Source organism: Thauera sedimentorum (assembly GCF_014489115.1).
GTDB classification, from domain to species: domain Bacteria; phylum Pseudomonadota; class Gammaproteobacteria; order Burkholderiales; family Rhodocyclaceae; genus Pseudothauera; species Pseudothauera sedimentorum.
Genome location: NZ_JACTAH010000001.1, coordinates 556978 through 582661, shown reverse-complemented (window position 1 = coordinate 582661; position 25684 = coordinate 556978). Strand labels below are relative to the sequence as shown.

The 25684-nt window shown below is 67.4% G+C and carries 19 protein-coding genes; 10 read left to right on the top strand and 9 right to left on the bottom strand.

The genetic code is table 11. The features are described 5' to 3' along the window. Positions 1–58 precede the first annotated feature (58 nt). The 4 genes from IAI53_RS02635 to IAI53_RS02620 all read left to right on the top strand — a co-directional run bounded on the left by IAI53_RS02635 (position 59) and on the right by IAI53_RS02620 (position 4820). Positions 59–799, top strand: coding sequence for a sensor histidine kinase (locus IAI53_RS02635; RefSeq protein WP_187716598.1), 741 nt, complete (start codon positions 59–61; stop codon positions 797–799). After that, on the top strand, positions 799–1446 hold the full coding sequence (locus IAI53_RS02630) for a response regulator (RefSeq protein ID WP_187716597.1): 648 nt from the start codon (positions 799–801) through the stop codon (positions 1444–1446). The genes IAI53_RS02635 and IAI53_RS02630 overlap by 1 nt, the downstream gene beginning before the upstream one ends. A gap of 76 nt (positions 1447–1522) precedes the next feature. After that, positions 1523–3001, top strand: coding sequence for a GGDEF domain-containing protein (locus IAI53_RS02625; protein ID WP_187716596.1), 1479 nt, complete (start codon positions 1523–1525; stop codon positions 2999–3001). 16 nt (positions 3002–3017) lie between these two features. Next, a complete protein-coding gene (locus tag IAI53_RS02620; RefSeq protein WP_187716595.1) occupies positions 3018–4820 on the top strand; it encodes a GGDEF domain-containing protein in 1803 nt (600 codons plus the stop codon). Here the strand turns inward: IAI53_RS02620 and IAI53_RS02615 are convergent. From IAI53_RS02615 to IAI53_RS02575, 9 genes are all read right to left on the bottom strand, one after another. Then, a complete protein-coding gene (locus tag IAI53_RS02615) occupies positions 4817–5278 on the bottom strand; it encodes a sugar 3,4-ketoisomerase (RefSeq protein WP_222948141.1) in 462 nt (153 codons plus the stop codon). The two genes, IAI53_RS02620 and IAI53_RS02615, sit on opposite strands and share 4 nt — an antisense overlap. Beyond that, positions 5275–6078, bottom strand: coding sequence for a phosphocholine cytidylyltransferase family protein (locus IAI53_RS02610; RefSeq protein ID WP_222948140.1), 804 nt, complete (start codon positions 6076–6078; stop codon positions 5275–5277). Before IAI53_RS02610 ends, IAI53_RS02615 begins: the two co-directional genes overlap by 4 nt. Before the next feature lie 7 nt (positions 6079–6085). After that, entirely contained in the window at positions 6086–6652 is a 567-nt protein-coding gene (locus tag IAI53_RS02605; RefSeq protein WP_222948139.1) for a gamma-glutamyl-gamma-aminobutyrate hydrolase family protein, read from the bottom strand. Positions 6653–6750: 98 nt separating this feature from the next. After that, complete coding sequence (locus IAI53_RS02600) at positions 6751–9132, bottom strand: PEP/pyruvate-binding domain-containing protein (RefSeq protein WP_187716593.1); 2382 nt, start codon at positions 9130–9132, stop codon at positions 6751–6753. Beyond that, positions 9129–9866 carry a formyl transferase gene (locus tag IAI53_RS02595; RefSeq protein WP_187716592.1) on the bottom strand — a complete coding sequence of 246 codons (738 nt, stop codon included), beginning with the start codon at positions 9864–9866 and terminating at the stop codon, positions 9129–9131. The genes IAI53_RS02600 and IAI53_RS02595 overlap by 4 nt, the downstream gene beginning before the upstream one ends. Continuing rightward, a complete protein-coding gene (locus IAI53_RS02590; protein ID WP_187716591.1) occupies positions 9863–10429 on the bottom strand; it encodes a hypothetical protein in 567 nt (188 codons plus the stop codon). Before IAI53_RS02590 ends, IAI53_RS02595 begins: the two co-directional genes overlap by 4 nt. Beyond that, positions 10426–10950: an adenylyl-sulfate kinase gene (locus IAI53_RS02585; protein WP_187716590.1), complete on the bottom strand. Its 525-nt coding sequence runs from the start codon at positions 10948–10950 to the stop codon at positions 10426–10428. Before IAI53_RS02585 ends, IAI53_RS02590 begins: the two co-directional genes overlap by 4 nt. Before the next feature lie 21 nt (positions 10951–10971). Then, positions 10972–14730 (bottom strand): glycosyltransferase 61 family protein, encoded by a 3759-nt coding sequence (locus IAI53_RS02580; protein WP_187716589.1) that lies wholly within the window; start codon positions 14728–14730, stop codon positions 10972–10974. Then, entirely contained in the window at positions 14727–15329 is a 603-nt protein-coding gene (locus IAI53_RS02575) for a class I SAM-dependent methyltransferase (RefSeq protein WP_187716588.1), read from the bottom strand. Before IAI53_RS02575 ends, IAI53_RS02580 begins: the two co-directional genes overlap by 4 nt. A 105-nt stretch (positions 15330–15434) precedes the next feature. Between IAI53_RS02575 and IAI53_RS02570 the strand changes: the two genes are divergently transcribed. From IAI53_RS02570 to IAI53_RS02545, 6 genes are all read left to right on the top strand, one after another. After that, the gene (locus IAI53_RS02570; protein WP_187716587.1) at positions 15435–16565 is read left to right on the top strand and encodes a DegT/DnrJ/EryC1/StrS family aminotransferase; all 1131 of its coding nucleotides are present in this window, start codon (positions 15435–15437) and stop codon (positions 16563–16565) included. Positions 16566–16571: 6 nt separating this feature from the next. Further along, a complete protein-coding gene (locus IAI53_RS02565; RefSeq protein ID WP_187716586.1) occupies positions 16572–17783 on the top strand; it encodes a formyltransferase family protein in 1212 nt (403 codons plus the stop codon). Continuing rightward, entirely contained in the window at positions 17783–18988 is a 1206-nt protein-coding gene (locus IAI53_RS02560; protein ID WP_187716585.1) for a class I SAM-dependent methyltransferase, read from the top strand. The genes IAI53_RS02565 and IAI53_RS02560 overlap by 1 nt, the downstream gene beginning before the upstream one ends. Positions 18989–19047: 59 nt before the next feature. After that, a complete protein-coding gene (locus IAI53_RS02555) occupies positions 19048–22845 on the top strand; it encodes a glycosyltransferase (RefSeq protein WP_187716584.1) in 3798 nt (1265 codons plus the stop codon). 148 nt (positions 22846–22993) lie between these two features. Next, positions 22994–24529 carry a class I SAM-dependent methyltransferase gene (locus IAI53_RS02550; protein ID WP_187716583.1) on the top strand — a complete coding sequence of 512 codons (1536 nt, stop codon included), beginning with the start codon at positions 22994–22996 and terminating at the stop codon, positions 24527–24529. A 275-nt stretch (positions 24530–24804) separates the two neighbouring features. After that, on the top strand, positions 24805–25599 hold the full coding sequence (locus IAI53_RS02545) for a flagellin N-terminal helical domain-containing protein (protein ID WP_187716582.1): 795 nt from the start codon (positions 24805–24807) through the stop codon (positions 25597–25599). The last annotated feature ends 85 nt before the right edge of the window (positions 25600–25684 follow it).

The window sequence follows — 25684 nt, the reverse complement described above, 5'->3', positions numbered from 1 at the left end:
GCCGCTCAGCGCCTGCTATCATGCGCGTCGTCCCAATGCCTGCCACGGCGCCCCCAGCATGAACCCCCGAACGCTGCCCGGCGATGACCGCAACCCCAGTGTGCGCGCGCAACTGGCCGCCCTGTCCAATCATCTGGAAGCGGCGCGCGAGGAAGAGCGCGAGCGCATCGCGCGCGACATCCACGACGTGCTCGGCGGCCATCTGGTGGCGATCAAGATCGAGACCGCGCTGCTGGCCGCCAAGCTCGACGCCGACGCCGAGCCGCTGCGCAAGCGCGTGCGCGGCATCGAGAAGCTGCTCGACGACGCCATCGCCACCGTCAGCCGGGTGACCCGCGAACTGCGCCCCGGCATCCTCAAGGACTTCGGCCTCGGCGCCGCCATCGAATGCCAGGCCGAGGACTTCACCCAGCGTACCGGCATGCCCTGCCGCATCGCCTGCGCCGACCACGACATCCAGCTGCCGCAGCACACCGCCGTGGCCCTGTTCCGCATCTTCCAGGAAGCGCTCACCAACGTGTGCAAGCACGCGCGCGCCAGCCGGGTGGACGTGCGCCTTACCCAGGAGGGCGACGAGGTCCTGCTGGAGGTGGCCGACAACGGCCAGGGCATGACGCCGGCGGATGTGGACAAGCCGCGCTCCTTCGGCCTGCGCGGCATGCGCGAACGGCTCGAAGGCCTGGGCGGGCGCCTTGAGCTGCACGCCCACGAACCCAGCGGCACCCGCCTGCTGATCGCCGTCCCCCTACCCGCCGACGGCACGGCGGCCGATGCCTCACCTTATGGAGAACGACGCTGATGCAGGCCGGTTCGAGACTGCGCGTATTGATCGCCGACGACCACGCCATCGTGCGCCAGGGCCTGCGGCAGATCCTGTCGGAGACCGACGACATGGAGGTGGCCGGCGAGGCCGAGAACGGCGTGCAGGCCCTGCAGATGGTGCGCGACCAACCCTGGGACGTGGTGCTGATGGACGTGTCCATGCCCGACCGCAACGGCATCGACGCGCTGAAGATGATCCGCAAGGAACTGCCCCGCCTGCCGGTGCTGATCCTCAGCATCTACCCCGAGGACCAGTACGCGGTGCGCGCGCTGCGTGCCGGCGCCGCGGGCTACCTGTCCAAGCAGAGCGCGCCCGAACAGCTGGTGACCGCCATCCGCCAGGTGGCCAGCGGCAAGAAGTACGTCAGCCAGGCGGTGGCCGAGGCGCTGGCCAACGCAGTCATGGAAGACGGCGACCGCCCGCTGCACGAGAAGCTCTCCGACCGCGAGTTCCAGACCCTGCGGCTGATCGCCGGCGGCCGCACGCCGGCGCAGATCGCTGAGGCGCTCAACATCAGCGTCAAGACGGTCAGCGTGTACCGCGCCCGTCTGCTGGAGAAGATGAACATGCGCAACAACGCGGAGCTTACGCACTACGGCATACGCCACGGACTGGTGGAATGAACGCCCATAAGCCCACCCACACGACATTCGCGGTGGTAAAGTCATCACATTCGTAGCCATGTAGTCGTCGAGGAACATGCCGGAATTCACCTCGCCTTCCGAGATCGCCCGGGAAACCCTGCGCCGCCTGGCCGCGCAGCGCCTGGCGCCCACCCCCGACCACTACCGCAGCACCTACCACCAGATCGCCGGCAGCAAGGAAGAAGACCACTTCCCGAGCACCGCCTTGCGCGCCATCGCCAAGGCCCTGCCGCGCAACACCCCGGAAGCGCTCAAGCTCGCCCAGCAGTTCGAACACGCCACCAACAGCGGCAGCTGGCCGATGATGCGCCGCGCCATCCTCGCGCTGGCCGCGGCCGAACGCGCCGAGAGCGAGCAACTGATGTCCCGCCTGCTGCATCCGGCGGTCAGCGCCCTGCTGACCGACGTGCCGGAACTGTCTGCCGAAGCGCGTGCGCTGGCCCTGGCGGTGGAATCGGCGACGGCCGACGAACTCGAGGTCATCGCCCAGCGCTTGGACGCCTTCATCCGCAAGCTGGAGTGGGCGGGCGAAGACCAGCACGCAGTGCGCGAATCGCTGCTCGCCCTGCTGCGCCTGATCCTGCAGAACATCAGCGAACTGGTGCTCGACGACCGCTGGCTGCACGGCCAGCTGAGCGTGCTGTCGGAGGCCTTTGCCGGCCCGCTCGACATCCGCGTGCTCGACGAGGTGCAGCGCCGCCTGCTCGACGTGATCGACAAGCAGAGCCACCTGAAGCGCCAGCTCTCCGACGCGCAGGAGCGCCTCAAGTCCATGCTGGCCGGCTTCGTCGACCGCCTGGCGAGCTTCGGCAACGTCACCGGTGACTACGCCAAGGTGCTCGAAGGCGGCGCCGAACGCATCTCCGCAGCCACCGACATCGGCGAGCTGTCCGACGTGATCGGCGAGATCCTCACCGAGACCCGCAACGCCCAGACCGCCGCCGAGCGCTCCACCGAGGAGATCGCCGCGCTGCGCGCCGAAGTGGACAGCGCCAACCAGCACATCCTGCGCCTGCAGCGCGAACTGGACGAAGCAAGCGAGCTGGTGCGCCACGACCCGCTCACCGGCACGCTCAACCGCAAGGGCCTGGACGAGGCGCTGGAGCGCGAGATCGCCATGGCGCGGCGGCGCGGCACCCTGCTGTGCGTGGGCCTGCTCGACGTGGACAACTTCAAGCAGCTCAACGACACCTACGGCCACAAGACCGGCGACGAGGCGCTGAAGCATCTGTCCACCGTGGTGCGCGAATCGCTGCGCCCGCAGGATTCGGTGTGCCGCTACGGCGGCGAGGAGTTCCTCATCCTGCTGCCGGAAGCCGACATCGAGGAGGCCTCGGCCATCCTCACCCGCCTGCAGCGCGAGCTGACCCGGCGCATCTTCATGGCGGACAACAACCGCCTGCTGATCACCTTCAGCGCCGGCGTCTCGCTGCTCGACCCCGAGGAACCCGCCCACATCGCCATCGAGCGCGCCGACCGCGCGATGTACGCCGCCAAGCGGGCGGGCAAGAACCGCGTGCTGACTGCCGGCTGAACCTGCTTCGCAACACATGAATTCTCCCGGCAACCCATCCGAGATCGCCCGCGAAGCATTGCGCCAACTGGCCATGCGCCGCGTGCCGCCCACGCCCGACCACTACCGCACGCTGTACAACGAGATCGCCGGCAACGCCGCCGAAGACGAGCCGCTGCCGGAGAAATTCCTGCGCATGTTGGCGCGCCAGCTGCCGCGCGACAGCGCAGAGCGGCAACGGCTTGCACGCGCCTTCGACCAGGCCGTGGCGGCGCAGGACGACGGCGCGGCGCGCGAGGCGCTGGCGCAGTACCTCGCGGGCCTGGCGCAGGAGGCCCAGCCGGCCTGGAACGAACTGATCACCCAGTTGCTGCGCCAGTGGGAAGCGCGCCACGCGGGCTGGACCACCGCCCGCAAGCGCGAATCGCTGGAGCGCGTGCTCACCGCCGCCGACCCCAATACCCTCTACGCCCGCCTGCAGGGCCTGGTCCGCTCGTGGAGCCAGATTCCTTCCGAGAGCCCGCCACCTGACGCAGGCGGCGACGCGCTCGCCACGACCGCCGCAGCCGACAGCACACCGGCCGCGGCATCGGCCCCGCGCATGCTGGCCGCCGGCGAAGCCGGCGAACTGGTCGATACCCTGCGCGGCCTGCTCTCCCGCACGCTCAAGGAAGTCGTGCCCGCCTCGCTCGCCGAACAGCCGGAACTGCTGCGGGAGGCGGCCGCCCTGTCCGCCCGCATCGACGCCGCCGCCAGCATCGACCAGCTGCGCCAGTTCGGTGAACTGCTGCGCCGCTTCGCGCTCAAGCTGGAGATGGCCGCGGGCGATGCCGCCGAGGTGCGCAGCGGACTGCTCAACCTGCTGCGCCTGCTGCTCGCCAACATCGACGAGCTGGTGCTGGACGACCAGTGGTTGCACGGGCAGGTCGAACTGCTGCGCCAGGTGGTCGACAAACCCGCCAACGTGCGCGCCATCGACGACGCCGAGCGCCGGCTAAAGGAAGTGATCTACAAGCAGAGCCAGCTCAAGCACAACCTGTCCGAAGCGCAGCAGGCCATCAAGACGATGATCGCCGGCTTCGTCGACCAGCTCGCGCTGTTCGCCGAGAGCACCGGCAGCTACCACGACACCATCGGCCAGTGTGCCCAGAAGATCGCCGCCGCGCGCGACATCACCCAGATCGGCCACGTGCTGGACGAGGTGATGCGCGAAACCCGCAACATCCAGCAGCGCGCGGCCAGCTCGCGCGACGACCTGCTCGCCGCACAGCAGCGCGTGCAACAGGCCGAAGCGCGCATCGCCGCGCTGCAGGCCGAACTCGACGAAGCCAGCCGGCTGGTCAGCCACGACCCGCTGACCGGCGCGCTGAACCGCCGCGGCCTGGAAGAGATGTTCGACAAGGAGGCCGGCCGTGCCGCCCGCCGACACAGCGCCCTGTGCGTGGCCCTGCTCGACCTGGACAACTTCAAGAAGCTCAACGACACCTACGGCCATCGCAGCGGCGACGACGCACTGGTGCACCTCGCCCGCGTGGTCCGCGAGAACCTGCGCCCGCAGGACAGCGTGGCGCGCTACGGCGGCGAGGAATTCATCCTGCTCTACCCCGATACGGAACTGGCCGAAGCGGCCTCCGCGCTGACCCGGCTGCAGCGCGCCCTGACCACCACCTTCTTCCTGGCCGACAACCAGAAGGTGTTCATCACCTTCAGCGCCGGGGTAACCGGCTGGGTGCCGGGAGAATCGCTGGACACGGTCGTCGCGCGCGCCGATGCGGCGATGTACCGGGCCAAGCAGAGCGGGAAGAACCGGGTGGAGCGCGCGGAGGCTCCGGGCGCCTAGGCTTCGTCCTCCGGTACGGCGGGGAGGCCGAGCCCGACGCGGAACTCCTGATAATCGCGGTAGTAGTCGGCCTCGTCGTAGTGCTCCGAGGCCAGCACCATGCACACCGAACCCGACGAGAAGTTGTCGATCTCGCGCCAGATCATCCGCGGCACGTAAAGACCGTAGAAGGACCGGTTCATGTGGAAGCGCCGACTGCGCTGCCCGTCGTCGAGCACCACGTCGAAGCTGCCCGACATGGCGACGATCAACTGCTCGAGTTGCCGGTGCGCATGACCGCCGCGATGCGCGCCGCCCGGCACATCATAGAGGTAATAGACCCGCCGGATATCGAACGGCACATGCTTGTTGCCCTCGATGAAGGTCAGATTGCCCCGCCGGTCGTGAATGATCGGCAGTTCGACATAACGCACGTTCTCCAGCCCCACGGTTCTCTCCGTCCGGTCGTGATCAATCATTTCTGCCGCCAATCGTGCAGCCATGGAACGCCGGACGCAAGCCGGGCTTCATAGGCGGCCAGATCCGACGGCGAGTCCACTTCGCACCAACCGCCGGAAACCGGCACGCAATCGATCGGTTCGCCAAGCGACAACAGGCGACGCAGCAAGGTCGTCATGTCGATGCGATCCCGCTCGATCGGGGTGAGCCGATCGACGAGCGCGCGCACACACGCCCAGGCTGTCGGCGTGAAACGCAGCAGGCCCATGTACTGTCCCTTGATCTCCGCCATGGAATGAGCACGCCCGCCAATTTCGACCAGGCGCCCGGACCTCGTCTCGAACGTTTCCGCATCGTCCAGCGGAGATGCGAACCTCAGCTCCCATAGCTCCTTCCATTCAGCATCGTAGGTAATCGCAAGCTCGCCCGGCGCTGCGGCGAGCTCGCGTACATGGGCGGCCCGATAGACGATATCGGAGTATGCGACCAGGCATGGCTCGGCAGCGAGCAGGTCGTCCGCACAGAGCAGGCTGCCAACCATGTTGGTTTCTTCCCAACGGTCGTTGAGTCGAATTTCAAGCCCGGGACGCCGCAGACAATCCGCCCGGTAACCGCCGATGACTGTGATCCGCGTTACCCCCGCAGCGGCCAGCGCATCGAGCTGCCAATCGAGCAGCGGGCGGCCCGCCAAGGGCGTAAGGCACTTCGGGCGCGCTTCGGTCAGCCCCCCCATGCGCGAGCCACGCCCTGCGGCCAGGATGATGGCCGGCAGGGAGATCGAAGGTGAATCCGGAGCAGAGCGCTTGAAGTCTGGCGACATGAGTGGATCAATCGGAATGGGGTTCGTCGGTGCGAATCAGCGGACGGTCGGACAGGCCGAAGAAGCGGCGAACAGCGCCGGCGGAGCACCCCGCGGCGCCCCGCTCCGGATGCCAGAGAAGTCCGAACCGGCCTAGCGCCATGTTACCGAAGGCTTCCAGGGTTCCATCCTTCGCGTAGGCCCACGGTTCGCCCGCATCGCTGCTACCGGCAAGTCCGAAGCGATGGTAGCAACGAACTTCGGCCACCCCTGCCATATCGAGTGCAGTCCGCGCTCCCTCCGTCCAGCGTACCTCGCTGCGGCAATCGACGTGCCCTGGCACCGGAACGAGCTGGCCGCCGCCACGTTGCCAGAGCAGTTGGGCGCCGCGGCATACGCCAAGGACGGGCCAACCCCGTGCTTCGGCCGCATCGAGCAGGCAGGCTTCGGTGCGATCGCGGACCGGCGCACCTCCCGGGTCCTCTCCGCCGCTCAGTATGAGGCCGTCGAGCTGCCATTGCTCCGCAAAGCGCACGATCCCCTCGGTCAGATTGGGTACCGGTAGCCAGGCCACCTCCGGCAGGTTGCGGGTCATCCAGGTGCCCCAGTCACGCGCCAGAGCATCCCGCGGCTCGTGATAGTCCGTGGCGGACGCCTCGCGCATGGTGATGCCGATTCGGGATACGCACCGCTTCACTGAATCGCTCCGGCAGGACGCAGCACATGTCCGTCCGCATCGAGTTCGACGACGCCGGCCCGGGCAACGCGACCGAAGAGTTGCTCGCCGCAGCCGATCGCCGCCGGCAAGCCCAGCTCGGCGCAACGGATTGCCATATGCGAATTCGCGCCGCCGAACTGGGTAATCAGCCCCAGGATGCCACGAGTGAAGATCCAGTCGAATCCGGGGTCGGCGTTCTGGATGCACACGATGCGGCCAAAAAGATCCGATCCCGCCGTGGCATGTGCGTCGAGCACCGCCACCGGGGCGACGACCCGCCCGCCACCGATGAAGTTCGCGGCACTCCGATGCAGCGTGGCGACATACACGTCGCGCTCCTCGCGAACGATGTGACTGAGGCGGAAGGCATAGGCATCGCGCATCCGTCGACGCCCTTCGTCGACCAGGGCGAAGAGCGCCCGGTCGGCATCATCCGTCAGCGGTTCCCATACGGTACGTTCGATGTCGTCCCAGCGCAGAAAGGACAGATCATCCCGGCTGAGCCCCTGTATCTCTCCCCAGCGCACGAGCGCGGAGAGAACATCGGACAGGCGTTTGGTGAAGCTGAACTTGATGCCCTCGCGCGCAGCGATCGCTCTGCGGGCGTATGCCAGCAGATGCTCGCCGCCCTCGGACGACAGCCCGCTCTCCGCCATCAGTTCATCGAGCGCAGCAATTTCCTTTTCCGTCGGCTCAAACTCGCATCGAGCCGGGTCCTGAGGCAATGCCCCGCCCGCAAAGAAATCCTCCCGTTCGTCATAGCGCAACGAGGTGATGTCATAGGTTCCGGGTCGCAGATGGCCATAGTGGGCAAAGAAATCCGCAATTGCCATCCGACCTTCGCAAACCGCCTGATAGTGCTGCAGCATTTCGCCGGTCACGGTGATCACGGAGCGCTTGAACAGCCCCACCCGATCCGCATCAAGCGCTCCGCGACGGACGGCCGAGCGCAGCAAGGCCTCCGCGACGAAGGCGTGGCGCGCAGCAACCGCGAAAGGGAAGGTCCCGAGACGCCGGCACTCATCGAGAGCCATGGCACTAGCAAGCAGACAGGCTCGTGCATCACCCGTCGTATCCGGCAGCGGAGCGGCCCTGTCGAGTTCCTCCGCGGCGCGACAGGCCAGTTCAAGACTGCCGGTGGACGACCTGTCGAGCATGCGCCGCGTCAGCGCACGTGCCGACTCGACGAAGGGCGGGAGATCCGCAGCGGGCAAACGGTCACCGTAGCGCGACTGCCAGTCCCTCTCGAACGTGAAGTCGTAGGCAGTCTGAGCGATCTCGAATTCCACCTTGTCGTGCAACTCCGGGAATTCGCCCAGTCGATCGAGCCACGCATCCACCAGGCGACCGCCGATCTCGTCCGGTAGCCCGGCAGGCAGAAAGCTGTTGAAACTGGCACGCACGTCTATGTAAGGCCGGTTGTTGAGCACGTGCATGAGCTCAACCGGAGGCAGTTGGCGATACCCCAGGACAGCGCGCGCTTCTCTCCATACCGAGCGGGTGATCAAGGTGCGATAGAGCGACACGGCCAGAGGCCGCGGCGTGATGCCCAGTATCTCGGCCGGATTCCAGTCCGGCATTATGGCCAGGGCCGTGCGTGCTCCCAGCAAGCCCGGCACCGGTCGCACCGCGCTGTTGAGATAGTCACCCATCAACACCAGTTGCCGCGCAACGCGGCGCTCCGTGACCGGGTGCCATTCACCGGCGGTGGCAATGCGTCTGACCTGGAAGAGAAACAGTTGATCCTGCGCGTCGAGGCCGAACTCGATGTCGAGCGCCGACGATCCGCATAGCGCTTCGAGTTCTCGCGCCAGCGCAAGGAAGCGCACGACCCGCGGCGACTGCAGATGAGCAAGATCCGCCTTGCGGTAGACCAGCAGCGCCTTGCTCAGACCCGTTCCTCCGGTCACACCGTCCGTGCGGCCGCTCTCATCGTCGTAGTTGAGGACGTAGTACGGTGCGCCATGCGATATGTCGTAGGTCATGATCACGCCGCTGACCTTGACGCCTTCGACCATTGGCTGGACCAGCACTTCGTCCAGCGGGTGACCCGTCATCGACGCGGCCACTGAATCCACGGCCGCAGCTACGGCGTCGTCGCACGACCCGTCAACCAGGAGACGGCTCTCGAAAGCACCTGCGAACGAGCTAGTGCCTCCATCCTCGGCGAGCGCGCTGCTCCTGACGGCAAGGCGCACCGGGCCCAGTGCCTCACGAATGCGTGCAATGCAGCGCTCACGCTCGTCCGCCCACTGCGTCACGGAGAACGACACTGCCGCCGGAATTCGGGCCGTCTGCAAGAGCGGGCGCAGCCGTTCTAGCGTCTGGGCCTTGGTGCCGAAACAGAAACGGTTCATGGGCGCGGACTCCCCGCGAGCGCATCACGGCGCTCGGTCATCAAACGGGCAACATGTTTCAGAACCGGATGAATCACGTAATACGTGCGTGCCCTGCCGGTCTGGGCGCGTGGCGCAGGCAGGCTCCCGTGGCGGGCATAGTGGCGAAGCACGCGAAGCAGCAGGTCGGCCCGAATCGCACCGTCGTAGTAGTGGTCGATCTCGCCACCGACAGGCGGCGGATAGTGCCGCCGCGCGAGCAGGGCGCCGGTGTCGATGCCCGGATCGAGCAGTATCGCCGAGCTTGCGCATCGCCCCGTTTCGAGCAGGGAGTAGTACAGGGTCGTACTGCCCCGCCAACGTGGCAGCCAGCCGGAGTGTATGTGCAGGAATGGCGCGGCGCCCAAGGTCTCAGCGGAGACAAGCTGCCCGCCAATTCCCGCATAGATCACGAAGCGCGCTTCGGCCTCGTGCAGAGCCCGGGCAACGCACGGGTCGTTGACCGACGCGGCGGCCAACTTCGTGACTGGCCACCCTCCTCGCTTCGCGATTCGCTCGACCGGTTCGTCGAGGAACGGGCGGGGCAGACCATGCGGCCATGTACCAGCGTCCCAAGTCGGTGCTGCCGGCTCCTCGACGGGACCGAACAGCACCACCCGCTCGGGCCCCAGGCCGGCACGAAGCATCGCATCGGCATAGGCACGTGCACGCAGATTCGGTGCGGCGAGGAGCACCACGCCACCGAGCCGCGTCACGCCGCCCTCCACGCGGCCCCCACTCTTCCGGCCAGTGCCTCCACATGAAGCAATTCACGCTCGCCCAGCCAGGCAAGTGTGGAGCGATCCAGCGAACACAGGTCAACAATCGAGAACAAGGTGTCCATGCACTTTAGCAGCGCGTTCAACAGACGCAGATCGCCTTCGACGACGTAACCGGCCTCCAGCATGAGCGCGAAGTTCACATAGCGTTGCGCCTTGCGGTAGTCGCTTCGCTCCATGGGCCTGCCATCGACATCGTACTCGGGGAACAAGCGCTTGCTGACCTCGAAGTGGCGCAACCTTGCCTCCAGCCTCGCCCGCAGCGCCCCGCGCGGTTTCCGTCCCGCACGCCAGGCATCGAGCCACCCGAGCACTTCTGCGTCACCCGGCTCGCCGGTTGGTGTCCCTTGAGGCACATCGGCAGGCAAGGATGCTTCGGCCAGCAGACTTCGGCGATGCGCGGCCCAGGCCTCCAGGAAGGCCTCGCCTCCATACGGCGAGTAGAAGTAGGTGTTCCGTGTCTCGAGACGGTCTTCGTCCGCGTAGCTGTAGCCCGTCATGCGGCCGCCTCGATCCACTTCATGATCCGCGTGGCAGCCGAAACCGGGGACGCGTCCGGCGCATCGGTGTCGATCACCAGGTCGGCGGCGGTCGGCTCCGGAAACGGGATGTCGATCCCGGCCACCGGCCCCGCGGCAGTGCCCGCCTCCGCAGCGCGGTACAGGCCCTTGGTGTCACGCGCGCGCAGGGTGTCGATGGCGGACCGCAGGTAGATCTCCCCATAACGCGAGAAGCGCTCGTGATTCCCTGCCCGCATGTCCGGAAACAGCGAGAGTATGCAGCACACGACGTTCATGCCCTGCCTGTCCAGCCACTCGCACACTGCCGTAATCCGCTCGGCGTTGGCCCTCCGTCCCGCCAGCGAGTAGTCCTGCGGGCCACGGTCGAGCCCGAAGACACGACGCATCTCATCGCCATCCACCAGAACCACGTTCGGAGACCGCGTACGCCACATCGCTGCAAGTTCCCGCCCCACCGTCGTTTTGCCCGCGCCCGACAGACCGATCAACCAGATGACCATGTACCCTGCTCCAGGACGGTGTCAGTCATCGAGAATTGCCTCCAGGTTCTGCAGATAGAGGGCCGCGACCTTGCCGGCAAAGCCCTTGAACGGGGCAACGAAGAGGTCGATCAACGCAGGCCGGACTCCGGCCTGCGCAGCCCACAGGGCCTCATCGGCCAGCAGACCGGCGAGCTGCCCGCCTTCTTCCGGTCCGAGGTGCGGCAGCACCCGCCGCAACTCCACTTCCGGCGAAGCCGCACCCAGCAATGCGTCGTTCTCGGCACCCGGCACGTCGAGCAACACCACCTTGCGTCCGGTATACAGCGCGCCAAACACCGAACCGCCGTAGTCGCAGAGCACATAGTCGGCCAAGCGGAACAGCGGAACGTTATCGCGTGAATCCGCGATCACGCTGTTCAACCCCGCCTGCTCCACAAGACGGACCAGCGCAGGTTCGTCACGCGACTGCAGTGGGTGCAGCTTGACGACGACGTTGTAATGGGGGCGTAGTGCAGCCACCGCGGAGAGGAAGTGTGGCACCGAGGACAGTTCCTTCCAGGTCGGCAGCCATACGACGGTCGGGCGCGCCGGATCGCACCGGTACTGCGCGGCCAGCCCGGCAAGGTCCCAGTCGCTCCGGAAGAAGCCATCGAACCGTGGGTAACCCATCTGCAGCTTGCGCACCTTCTCGAAACGCTCCAGGCCGGCAACCTGAAAGGGGCCAAAGCACAACACAGCGTCGTACAGGGCGTTCCAGTCGGAAAAGTTCCAGTTCGACTTACCCAGTCCGTACATGAAACGGACATTGCGCTCGCCGAGTTGCTTGATCAGCGGCGGGGCGCTCAAATCGATCGGATGATTCGAGACGAGATGGCGATAGCGCCGCCCGCTGCGCAGGATCTCGGCCGAATCACGCACCGCGTAGCCCATTTGCACGACCTGCTGCGCGATCAGGCGCCGATCCGCATCCTCGCCGGCCAAGGCCACCTCAAAGGAATCGCCCGGAAGATGCTTCCAGACCTCGGCATAATGGTTGATCAGCTCCGGAAGATGGATGACGAAGCCCAGGGGAGGCAATTCGGTAACCGACGCCGGCGCCTTCCGTGACCCGGGCCTCGGCCCCAAGCCGAACGCACGGACTGCCGTGTCGAGCCGTTCCAGCGGAACACCGTAATCGCTCTGATGGGGTTTGACGTGCTGCACATCCTGGGGCTCGCCGAACACATACAGCAACCGGACGCCGGATGCCTCCGCAAGATTGGAGAAGTAGTAATGCAATCCGACGTCGTAGTACAGCACGATAGCCTTCGACCCCTGCGGCATGAAGGCAATGTTGGCGAATGCTGCGCCGGTAGGACCGGCGACGATCTCCGCTTCCGAAAACAACGCCATCTGCGCAGGCAGATCGAGGGCCTCCGGATGCACGACCTCGAAACCGCAATTGACGAAGAAGCGCTCGACCTCGTCGGCATTGAGCAGGCGCCGGTATCGCCCCCCCCGTGCAAGGTATAACCTGCGTCCCCCGCCCGCCGGACGCTCGGGACAACCCAGGCGTTCGCGCAGGAAGGCGACGGCCTGCGGCGATACGGCCACATCCTCGGGCTTGAAGCGGACGCCATCCTGCGGATCAAGCGGAATCGTCGTCCCGCCCGACAGCACGACGGCCTGCGCCAGTTGCACCTGGCTGCCGCCATCGATCTCGAGCAATGTCCGCTGGTTGCCAACGAGCTTGCGCAGGGCATCGATCAGGTTGCGATGCAGCCCCCTCTCGATCAGAACCGGCCATTCGGCGAACCTCGGATCGTCCAGGATCGCCTGCAGCCGCGGCAGGTTGTCCAGCATCCAGTGATAGTAGTTTGCGGAGCCCTCGCCGAGCAGCACGATCGCCCGCTCAGCCCTGGAAAGCGGTTGACCGGTGCACAGCAGGACCTCGTCCCCGACACGGGACAACATCCAGCCGGTCTCGAGCATCGCGCGGCGCGGCGAAGCATGCTCCCCGAGAACATGCACGATCCCGCGCGGTTCGCGCAGCAGCACGGCAGACTCGCCCCCCTGAACCACCACGTCGGACAGCACGCCGGCCGCGACCGGAGGCAGACGGACCATGCCGGAGGCAGGCGCCGCTTCCCCGGCGCCTATCATCTCGGGTTCATGCACGGGCAGATACTGCGCCGGAGCCAGCTCGCGATACTCACCGCCCTGCCGGGCGCAAGCGGTGGCGAGCGGCAACAGCGGCAGGTATTGCTCGGGCAGGGCGGGGCTGGCCGCCAGCGCCCGGCGCTTCAGTTCGTCGAGCAGCATCCGTGGCGGCAGGCCGGTCCAATCGAGCACCGGTAAACCGTCGCCCGCAGCGGCCACCGGCGACCCGTCGTCGAGGTCCGTCGACTGCGGCCCGCGCAGCAGCAGGTCCACGTTGGGCAGACCACCATCGCCCCCCACCCCGCCGAGGACGCACTGCAGGCGGGCCAGGCGCGCGAAGGCGAGGAAATACAGGAAGGCGTCCGCAGCCAGCTCGGGGTAGATGAGAATGTCCGCTCCCAGACCGGCGATCGTGCGTTGTACCCCGCCGAGCGTATCGTCACGCACCGACAAGGCCTGTTCGCAGCGTCCGGCGAGTTCGGCCACGGCGCCGACCTGGTTCGACAGGCCGACGCTGACCAGCGTCACGCGCACGCCATCCAGCGCGACCAGCCCGTCGAGCAGCCTTGTCAGCGCAGCGGAAGATGCCTGCGGTTCGGTAAAACGCCCGACGAGGACGATACGGATGGGAGCACCGTCCGCCGCCGCATTGCGCCGGCCGACCGCATGGGATGCGGCAAACGCCAGCCATGGACAGAGCTTGAGATAGGCCTGGGCGGCCTTGCGCCGCACGCTGGCGGGCAGGCCGCGCAGGTGTGCGGCGCGTATCGGGCTCAAACCACCACGTACCAGCGCGGCTTCGCTTTCCGCCCTGATATCCGCCGCAAGGAACTGGTCGAGTGCCGCGCCGGCATCGTCGCCGCCGCCTTCGGGCATGGCGAGCAGGCCCTGCAGCACGGCCAGCGCGCCGCCGCCCAGGGCAGCCGCCTCACGGTACGCGGCGCGCGCCTCATCGATGCGTTGCTGGGCGTGCAGGGCGCGCGCCAGCAGCAGCTGGGCGTCCGTGTCCTGCGGGCGTCGTGAGAGCACCGTCCGGGCGCAGGCCTCGGCATCGGCAAACGCGCCCTGCCCTTCGAGCAGCAAGCCCACACCGAGGCGTGCACCGGGCGCTCGGGGGTCGACGGAGAGCGCGCGGATGAAGGCGTCCTCGGCGGCCTTGCGATCGCCACGCGCCAGCAGGGTGTCGCCCAGGTCCTCGTAGCCGGCGACGAACCCGGGATCGATCTCGACCGCCCTCAGACCCGCCTGCAAGGCCTGGTCCAGGCGTCCGAGGTGGCGCTGCGCGACGCCCAGGCCGCGCCAGGCGTCGGCGGACTGCTCGTGGATTGCCAGGGCACGCTCATATGCGCCCTCCGCTTCGTAGCAGCGCTGGTCCAGCAGGAAGTAGTCGCCGTAGCGGGCCAGAAAGGCCACCTTGTCGTCGACGCGACGCAGGCCCTCGAGCACCGCGGCGTCGAGCGCGGTACGGTCCCGGCCGGGCACGTCGCGCAGCAACACGAGCGCCTCGCGCGCCGCATCCGAGGCCGGCGCCGCGACGATGGCCTCGACCAGCGCCGCACAGGCATCCGCTCCGCGTCCCGCCTGCTGCATCGCCCGGCCCGTGGCGAGCCAGCGTTCGGCGGTCGCCCCGCTGCCCCCCGTAGATGCGGTCGCCGTCATGCCGGGAAGTGGGCCAGCGCGAGCCGGCGCAGGTTCGCCTCGTCGATACCGCCGGGGCAGGCCAGCACCCACAGGTCAAAATACGGCGCGCCGCGCCGGCTGCCGACCACCGCGTCGAAGCCGGCAGCCTGCAGGGTACCCATCAGCACCTTCAGCGTGAAACCGCAGCGGTGGGCCATGAAGTGCTTGCCCTGGGCAAGCGACGCACGATGCCCGTAGAGCACGTCGAGCGGCGTGATCGGGCCGGCATTGGAGTCGTAGGCGGTGTCGAGCAGCTTGTCCTCGGCAACCAGCTGGCAGATCGACTGCAGGTCGGGACAGGTGATCACCAGGAAGCCGTCCGGCTTCAGTACGCGGCGAAACTCGCCGAGCACCTGCTCGATCTCGTGCGCGAAGAAGTGCTCGATGTTGTGGCTGGAGTACAGCGCGTCCATCGACCCGGTTGCCACGCCCTGCATGTCGCGGATGTCGGCCACCACGTCGGGCTGGGTATCCGGGTCCAGGTCCACCCGGAGTTCGCGCCACTCCGGCGTATCGAATGCGGACGTCGTCTCGTTCTTGCGCTTGTAACCGCAACCCACATGCAAAAAGGTTTTCATCGACCGTGACCTCAGTTCCTGCTGGTGATGCCGCCGGGCTGCGCGCACCTGTCCTCTGCGGCAATGCTGCCATACAATCGGCCAACATTCATCCGACACCCGCCCATGGCCGATCCGCAGATTCCCTTTCTCGACCTGAAGCGCGTCCTGTCATTCCAGCGGGATGCGCTGGTGGAGGCGGCCACCCGGGTGATCGACGGCGGCATGTTCGTGCTGGGCGAAAACCTCGCCGCGTTCGAGACGCGCTTCGCGCGCCTGTGCGGCGTCGATGCCGTGATCGGCGTCGGCAACGGCCTCGATGCCTTGCGGCTGACGCTGCGCGCGGCGATCGATGGCGGCCGGCTCGCCCGCGGCGACGAGGTCATCCTGCCCGCACACACCTTCATCGCCACCGCGCTGGCGGTCAGCGACTGCGGACTGGTGCCGGTGTTCGCCGACTGCGACCCGCATACCGCGCTGGCCGGGGTGGCCGAGTTCGACGCCTGCCGCACGCCGCACACCCGCGCGGCGATCGCGGTGCACCTCTACGGCCAGTTGTGCGAGATGCCCGCTCTGCAGGCGTGGTGTGCACAGCACGAGTTGCTGCTCTTCGAGGATGCCGCGCAGGCGCATGGCGCTTCGCTCGACGGTCTGCAGCCCGGGCGCTTCGGGCTGGCGGCGGCCTACAGCTTCTTTCCCACCAAGAACCTGGGCGCCCTGGGCGACGCCGGCGGCGTGGCGACCTGCGACCCGGCACTGGCCGAACAGGTCCGCCGCCTGCGCAACTATGGATCGACCGAGAAGTACATCCACACCGAACGAGGCCTGAACAGCCGTCTAGACGAACTGCAGGCGGCCTTGCTGCTCGTACGCCTGCAACGCTTCGAGGCCGAGCTGGCGGAACGCCGCCGCCTCGCCGCGCGCTACCGCGAGGGGCTGCACCATCCACTGCTCCAGCCCCTGGCGCTGCGCACGGACAAGCCGGAGTCGCACGCCTGGCACCTGTTCGTGGTCCGCAGCCCGCGACGCGACGCACTGCAGGCCTGGCTCGCCGGCCACGGCATCGGCAGCCAGATCCACTACCCGCGACCGATCCACCGCCAGGACGCCTATCGCGACACCGCCACGCGCCCGCTGCCTCACACCGAAGCGCTCTGTGGCGAGATCCTCAGCCTGCCGCTGTTCCCCGGCCTGACCGACGCCGAACAGGACCGGGTCATCGAGGCCTGCAATGCCTTCCCCGGGCAGGCGGGCTGACGGCCGATGTCCGCGTTGATCTGCATTGCCGGCAAGAATCGCATCGCGGTCGAAGGGCTGCACCTGGCGGTCGGCCGCTTCGGCAAGGAAGCAGTGGTCGCATGCGTCAATCGCAACGACGACGGGGTAAGCCGCTGGCAACCCTCGCTGCGCCACCACGCCACCCGCCTCGGCGTGCCCGTGGTCACCGTGGACGAGATCCGCGCCCATCCCGGGCTGGTCTTCATCTCCCTGGAGTTCGATCGCATCATCGACCCGGAGCAGTTTGCCTCGAAGCGCCTGTACAACTTCCATTTCTCGCTGCTGCCGGCCTACAAGGGCGTCTACACCGCGGCCTGGCCGATCCTGAACGGCGAAACCCGTTCCGGTGTCACCCTCCACTGCATCGACGCGGGCATAGACACCGGCGACATCATCGATCAGCGGGAAATCCCCATCGGCCTTGACGACACCGCGCGCGATCTCTACTTCGCCTGCATGGACAGCGGCATCGCGCTGCTGCGCCAACACCTCGACGCGCTGTGCGCTACGCCCGCTCCAGCGGCCACGCCGCAGCCCGCATACGGTTCCACCTATTACTCGCAGCGCAGCATCGACTACGGCGCGCTGAGCATCGATTTCCGCCAGACCGCGTTCGGCGTGCGCAACCAGATCCGCGCGTTCTCGTTCCACGAGTTCCAGTCGGTCCGCATCGACGATCTGTGCGTTGGGCGCACCGAGATCCTGCCCCAGCGCAGCAGCGCGCCGCCCGGCACGGTACGCCGCATCGCAGCGGACCGCGTGGTCGTCTCGACCATAGATTACGAGCTGCTGTGCCACGCCGACCGGGACGCCGCCTTGCTCGATTGCAGCCGTGCCGGCGACACCGCGGGCATGCGTGCCGCCCTGACGCTCGGCGCCAACCCCGCCGCGAGCGACCGCGACGGACTGACGCCGCTGCTGCGCGCCTGCCGGAACGGCGAGCCCGCGGCAGTCGAACTGCTGCTTGCCGCCGGCGCCGCAGCCGACCAGCACGACCAGGACGGCCGAACGGCGTTGATGTACGCAGTCGGACTGCCAGAGTCGTCCACCGCGACGCTCATCAGTCAGCTGCTTTGTCGCTCGGGAGCGGATGCTCGGAGACCCGACGCATTCGGTACCTCGCCGCTCGACGTCGACCGCCACGGCGTGCTCGCCACCATACGCAGTGACCAGTCTCCAGCACGAGGTGATACCTGATGACGCTCCCGCCCCGGCTTCTCGAAATCGTCAATCGCTTCGGGCGCGACACCGACCCGGGCATCCACCGGTTGCGCGAGCGACTTCAGGTCTGGTGCAACGGCACCGACCAGATCGAATTCGAGCGGCGTTGGACAGAACTCGTGGAGCAGGCGCTAACCCGGCCCCACTGGATCGCAGCCCTCTTTCCCCAAGCGTGTGCCGAGTTCCCGAACCTGCTGCCGCTGATCCGTTCGCTCGACAACGCCAGAGATCTGCCCGATCAGCGCGCTCGGGGCGCAAACGAGAACCTCAATACCTGGGTCATCGAGCAGGGCGACGTGTCGCTGTCGGACGGACTGATGGGACGCCTGCTCGATGACTTGCAGTACGGACACCCGCATGAAGGCCCTGCTTTCCTTTTCCTGAGTCGCTACTACGCGTACTTGGATCTCCTGCAGGCGTACCTTGTCGCGGACGCGCTGCGCCCGCTGCACGAACGCATATTTGCCATTCTCCACCTCCAGCGCAACCAGTGGCCTCAGAGCTACTGCAACGGCTACCTCTACCAAGGCTGGGAAGCCCTGGGGCTGGCAGGCATCAAACCAACCGACGCACGACTTGGTGCATACAACATCACGCCGCTGCTGTCGCCGTCCGACCGGGTACTGGACGTCGGCGCCAATAGCGGCTTTCTCGCACTTGCCGTAGGCCGCCATGTCGCGCACGTCGACGCGGTCGAACTGAACCCGTTCCTCGTCGAAATCGGCCGCAGCGCTGCGGACTTCCTCGGACAAAAGAACGTCCGGTTCACCATCGCCGACATCGAGTCCTGGCGTCCCGACACGATCTACGACGCCGTGTTCTCGCTCGCGAACCACTGCACGATCGACGGACGGATGAGCATGGATTTCGAGAACTATGTCGCCCGGCTCTTCTCGCTCATCAAACCAGGTGGCTGGCTTTTCTTTGAGAGCCATAACGTCTTCGGCCCTGGTACCGGCGCCCCAGGGGACGACGGGGATCTGGACGCGAAGTTCGACATCATCGAGCGATACTTCGAGTGCGTCGATTCAACGATGCACCGCAGCTTCGTGCCTGCCCACGACATCGACAAGCTGTTCGTGAAACTGCGCCGCCGCCCCACCTACCTTGCGGACGCCGTCCGCACATTCTCGCTCGCCAAGGCCATCACCCGTTACCGCTCCCTGCCCGGGCGCCCGTGACGGCCGACGCACCACCATTCAGCAGTCCGTCACGCGTATCAACTGAGAAAGTGCCGTTCATGACGCCGTCCGATCCAGCACAGCAGTTTCATCATGGCGAACCGCTCGTCAGCGTCTGCATCGCCTCCTACAACCACGAAGCCTACATCGGCGAGGCCATCGAATCGGCGCTGGCGCAGACTTACCGGAACATCGAGATCGTGGTGGTCGATGACGCATCGCAGGACGGCACGGCCGCCATCGTGCGCGACTTTGCCGCGCGCTTTCCCGACCGGGTGCGCGCCGTGCTGCTGGAAACGAACATCGGCGCACCGGCGGCACAGAACCGCGCGTTCCACGAAGCACGCGGGGAGTTCGCCGCCATACTCGGCTCCGACGACCGCATGCGCCCCGCCCGCCTCGCCCGCCAGATCGCCTTCCTGCAGGCCAACCCGGACTTCGTCGGGGTGTTCTCCGACATCGACGCCATCGACGCCAAGGGCGCCCCCTCCCCGCATCGCGCCCACATCGAGGAGATCTTCAACCGGCCTTTCAGCAACCTGCGCCGGCAGTTGCTGAGCGGAAACTTCCTCAACGCGCCCTCGGCCACCCTGCGTCGCGCCGACTTCCTGGCCGCCGGTGGTTACAACGTCGCCCTACGCTACCTGCACGACTTCGATCTGTGGGGCCGGCTGCTGCTCAGGGGCGAACTGGGCAAGCTGCCGGAACGCCTCACCGAATACCGGATTCACGGCGCCAACCTGAGCGTCTTCGGCGAGGCTGGCGCCCCCTTCCGGGTGCGCTGCGAGATCGTGGCGACCATCGTCGAGTTCGTCCGCAGCTGGCCGCACGAGCGCATCCTGGAAGAAACGCTGGAAACCGATGCCGATCGCGCACAGGCCATGCTCCGCCTTGCCGCCCTGCTGCAGAAGGTCGACCTGCACTACCTGCACAAACCGCAGCTCGGCTGCGCGTACGCGTATCAACTGATACTCGAGGCCAGCCGGCTGGCGCCGGACACCGATCCGACGATCAAGCGCGATCTGGAGCGCCTGCTGGAGGAAGGCTTCGATCCCGAACTGGCGGCGGCCGCCGCGCTCGAATCATCCTCCGGCCGGACGGAGGCACCTGGGCCACAGGAGGCCGCCGACTCACCCGAGCGGCGCTATCGCCAGTGGCTCGACGAGTACCAGCGCGCGGCCGCCGACTTGCCGCGCTTTGCCATGCTGCACCCGGCCGCACTCGGCGGCAGGCCCACGTTCCAGATCATCGTGCGGCATTCCCGGGACGCCAGCGTTCCGCTCGCCGCCACGTTAAGCAGCCTGGCCGCCCAGCACTATCCGCACTGGCGCGTTGACGTGGTCAGCGACCAGCCGTATCCCGAAGCACTGCCCTTGTCGAATTCCTCGCTCACCTGGCACACGGCAGCGGGCAGCAGCGCGTTCAAGACCGCCATCGACGCGGCCACGGACGCTGCCGCATGCGACTGGATCGTCGAACTGCCGCCGGGCGCCCGGCTCGATCCGCTCTGCCTGCTCCGCGTCGCACTGCTGGCGCGCTCCGACGCGGGTCGCGAATCACCTGCGAACGCGGTGTACCTGGACGACGACGCGATGAGCGCCGCCGGCGAACGCTACCGCCCCCGGTTCAAGCCGGATTTCGACCCGGAGTGGCTCAACAGTGCCGACCTGCTGGGGCCGCTGTTCGTGCGTCACGAGGCATGGAGGGCGATCGACGGCGCGAGCACGGATCGCGTGGCCCCCTGGTACGACATGGCATTGCGGCTGAACGCGCGGTTCGGGCCGGCGGCCTTCGCCCACATCGACGCACCGCTGATCAGCCTGCCCGAGCCCACGCCTGAGTCCGCGCGCCTTGCGGCACAGGCATGCCGCCGGACCCTGCAGCGTCATCTGCAGCGCCAGGGGATCAACGCCCCGGTACGGCCCGCATCCCCCGACACCTGGCGGGTCCATCATCCGCTCAACGGCCTGCCGACGGTCACCATTGCGGTTCCCAGCCAGGACAAGCCGGAGGTCATCGAACACTGCATCGAGAGCATCCTGTCGCTGACCGCCTACGCCTCCTACGAGATCCTGATCGTCGACGGCGCATCGCAGTCACCCGACACCGAAGCCTACTACGCCCGCCTGCAGGCACGCCGTGAAGCGCCGCTGCGCATCCACCGTCACGACGGCCGGCTGAGCTTCGCCCGTTTCGCCAACATCGCGGCGCGCGAAGCACGCGGCGACTACCTGCTGCTGATGCAGGACGATGTCCGCGCACTGCAGGCGAGCTGGCTGTCGGACCTGCTGGCCCACGCCTCGCGTGCGGACGTCTGTGCCGTCGCGCCCCGGCTGGCGACCCCGCCGGACGGGCGGGCGGACCAGGTCGGCTACATACCCGGCCTGGACGAGTGCATGGGCACGCCGGACCGCGCGGCCAGCGCCGACCCCGACTTCGCCGGCTACCTGGGCGTCCTTGCGGTCGACCGCAGCGCCGCGGCCCTGCCCGGTGCCTGCCTGCTGCTTGCCCGCAAGGACTTCATCGCCGCCGGCGGCGCCGACGAGGCGCAGTTTCCGCAAGTCTGGTGCGACGCCGACCTGACCCTTCGACTGCGCCGGCACACTGGACGACGCTGCCAGGTGGCCGCCGGCGTGGTCCTGGCGCGCGTGGGTGGCTCCTGCCTGGAAGAGCCCTCGGCCTCCGCCGAGGAGGCGGCGCTGCTCGCCCTGGGCCGCGCCCGGGCAAGGACGCTGCTGCGCACGCGCTGGTTCGAAGAGTTCGCCGGCAACCGATTCTGGAGTTGCCACCTGGACCAGCGGGCGCCGGGCAGCACCGTCGAGGTACGCTGCGTACCGCCGTGGAACGCGCTCCCGGCACCGGTTCCCCGGTTCATCAGTTTTCCGCTCGGCAACGCCCAGGGCGACTACCGGGTCAGCCGCCCGCTCGAAGCACTGCAGCGCGCCGGCAAGGTCTTGTCCTGTCGCTACCGGCCACGCCCGGGCGACGCCGCCGACCTGCCGGCCGAGCAGTTCGCGCGCCATGCACCCGACGTGCTGCTGGTCCAGCAGGCGCTGCTCGACGCGGGACTCGCCAATCTGCGGGCATGGCGGGCCGCCCTGCCGCGCAGCTTCATCGTCTATGCGCTCGACGACCTGCTGACCGACATGCCGAAGGCCAGCTCGCTGCGCGCCGGCGTACCGGTGGATGCGCGCTCGCGCCTCGCCGAGGCGCTGAGCCACTGCCACCGCCTGGTGGTCAGCACGCCCTACCTTGCGCAAGCGTACCGGCACATGATCGACGATATCCGCATCGTGCCCAACCGCCTGCAGCGCGACGTCTGGCTACCCCTGCACAGCGCCCGCCGCACCACGGCCCGCCCGCGCGTCGGCTGGGCCGGCGGCACGGCCCACGCCGGCGACCTCTCGCTGATCGCCGAGGTGATCGCCGCAACCGCGCACGAGGTGGACTGGGTATTCATGGGCATGTGCCCGGACCACATGCGCCCGATGATCAGGGAGTTCCATCCGTTCGAGAACTTCGACAGCTACCCGGCACGTCTCGCGTCCCTGAACCTCGACCTGGCCGTCGCCCCGCTCGAGCAGATTCCTTTCAACCGCGGCAAGAGCAACCTGCGCCTGCTGGAATACGGCGCCCTGGGCATTCCGGTGGTGTGCACCGACATCGATCCCTATCGCGACTCACCAGCCTGCAAGGTCAGCAACCGGCCCCGCGACTGGCTGGACGCCATCCGCGCCCGCATCCACGACCCGAACGCGGCGGAGCGTGAAGGACAGGCAATGCGGCAATGGGTGCTCGACCACTACATCCTTGAGGATCACCTCGACGAGTGGCTGGCCGCGCATCTGCCCGGCTGAGGCCCCGTCGAGATGCCCGCCGCCCCGCCCTGCGCGCCATAGGCGCGGAAATAGCGTCGATTTTTCATTCACTTCCGTGCTTGCCCATTGAGCAAATGGGACTAATGTCGAGTCATCGGCAGTTTCGTCTTCAAGCAAGGGCAGGAAAATGGATTCGACCCACGACGGCTACATCACCGACGTCGCCTACATCGACAACTACTACGAGCAGCTCAGCCCGCTGGCGATCAACTATCTGGCCGCCCTGAACGGCCACCTGCCCCGCAACCCCGACGACTTCGACTACTGCGAGCTGGGTTGCGGCAACGGACTCTCACTGGTGGTGCACGCCGCCACCCACCCCGGCGGACGCTTCACCGGCATCGACGTCATCCCGGACCACATCGCCCGCGCACGCGGGCTGGCCGATGCCGCCGGCCTGACCAACCTGGCCCTGTACGCCGACTCCATCGCCGACTGGGTGGCGCGGGATGACGGCCAGAAGTTCGACTTCATCGCGATGCACGGGCTATACACCTGGGTCTCGGACGCGGTGCGCGCGGACATCCACCGCTTCATCGAGCGCCGGCTCAAGCCCGGCGGCCTGGTGCTGGTGAGCTACAACGCCAAACCGGGCTTCTCGGCCCGGGAGCCGCTGCGCAACATCATGCGCCGCTTCGCCACCCCGCTGTCGACCAACCCGCTGGAGCGCGCCCATCTCGGCCTTTCCTACCTGCGCCTGATGCTCAACGCCCAGGTGCCGTTCTTCCGCCTCAACCCCGAACTCGCGAAGTACGCCGAATCCCTGTTCGACAAGGATCCCCACTACATCGCCCACGAGTTCTTCCACGACGACTGGCACATCTTCGGCGTCGACGAGGTGGCGGGCGCCATGCAGAACTCCGGCCTGGCGTTCGCCGGCACGCTCCCGCTGTGGCAGAACCACGCCGACATCGACGTGCCGGCCAATGTCTCGGGCCTGTTCAATGCCCAGACCGAGCGCGTCACCCGCGAGGTCCACAAGGACTTCCTCTACAACACCGTCTTTCGCACCGACCTTTATGTGGCGGCACCCGCCGATGCGGCGCCCTTGCCGCGCACGGAAACCCTGGCCGCGATGTGCTTCCGTGCCGCCGTACCGGCCACTGACGTGCAGTTCGCTCCGCTCGCCGGGGCCAATCAGCTCAGTCTCAACACCCCGCTTCACCGAACCGTCTTCGCCCTGCTGCAGGACCAGGCACGCACTTTCGCCGATCTCGCGGCCCAGCCGGCGCTTGCCGGCCACGGCCGCGACGACCTCGTCGCCGCGCTGACCCAGTGGGTGCTGTCCGGCCAGGTGCGCCCGACCCTTCCGGCACCGCTGCCCCCGTCACACCCGGTGATCGCCGCAACGAACCGCGCCCTGCTCGCCGAGGCCTTCGCCGCCGGCGACCGGGACGGCGCCTTGCTGCTCTCACCCTGCTACGGGTCCGCATTCTGGTTCGACAAGACCCAGGCGCTGGCACTCGCCGTCCTGGCCGATCCGGCTGCCGGAGAAGCGGGCGCGACGCTCGCCGAGCTGATGAAGCACTGCGGTCTCAGCATGGAAGAGGATGGCCGCGCCCTGGACGAGGAGGCGCTGGCCAATCTGGCGATGGACCTGTCCGACGACCTGGAAGCCAGCGGCGCACTTACGCAGGCCCGGCTGCTCGGCGTGGTCGGCTGACACGGCCTGCCGCTTGCCGGACGGCAAGGATTGCCGCCCGGCAAGCAGTGGCCGGCAACAAAGATCGCCGGCTCGCGACCGGCAAGAATCACAGCCCCTTTCTCGCGCCTGCCAGCACGCGAAAGAGGGAAAAAAACGAAATAAATCAGTCAATTCGCCCTGAACAGTTTGCTGGCACGCATTCTGCTTAGATTGAACCAAGACGCAAAGGAACGGCGCTTCGGCAGATACCGGCGCCACCACGGAACGGATAACGAACTTACCGGAGGCCCAAAATGCCGCAGGTCATCAATACCAACATCTACTCCCTGAATGCCCAGCGCAATCTGAACAAGAACTCGCTCGGGCTCTCCACCGCGCTGGAGCGGCTGTCCTCGGGCCTGCGCGTGAACTCGTCCAAGGACGATGCGGCCGGCCTGGCGGTTGCCCAGCGCATGGAATCCGATGCGCGCGGCCTGACCGTAGCCATGCGCAACGCCTCGGACGGCATCTCCTTCGGGCAGACCGCCGACGGCGCGCTCGGCACCGTGGCCGAGATTCTCCAGCGCATGCGCGAACTGGCGGTGCAATCGCTCAACGGCACCATCTCCGATACCGAACGCGGCTACCTCAACAACGAATTCACCGCACTGCAGACCCAGGTCACCGATCTGCAGGGTGCGGCCAAGCTGAACAACCAGTCGGTCTTCGGTACCTTCAACTTCCAGACCGGCGCAGCCGCCGGCCAGACCATCACCGGCACCTTCACCAGCGTCGCCACGCCGGCCGGCGCCATCGGCACCAGCGCGGGCGCAGCGACGGCACTGACCAATATCGACACCGCCCTCGACTCGGTTGCCGCCAACCGCGCGACGGTCGGCGCCACGATGTCGGCCCTGCAGTTCCGCATCCAGCAGATCGAAACCGCTCGCGAGAACCAGTGGGCTGCGCGCAGCCGCATCATGGACGCCGACTTCGCCGCCGAGACCGCCGCGCTGTCCCGCGCCCAGATCCTGCAGCAATCCGGCGTGGCCATGGTCGCCCAGGCCAACGCGGTGCCGCAGAACGTGCTCTCGCTGCTGCAAGGCTGAGCGCCACTCCCCGGCAAACGCAAACCCCGCCCCGGCGGGGTTTTTCATTTTTTTCGTGCCATTGCTCTCAAGTTCGTGCACCAGC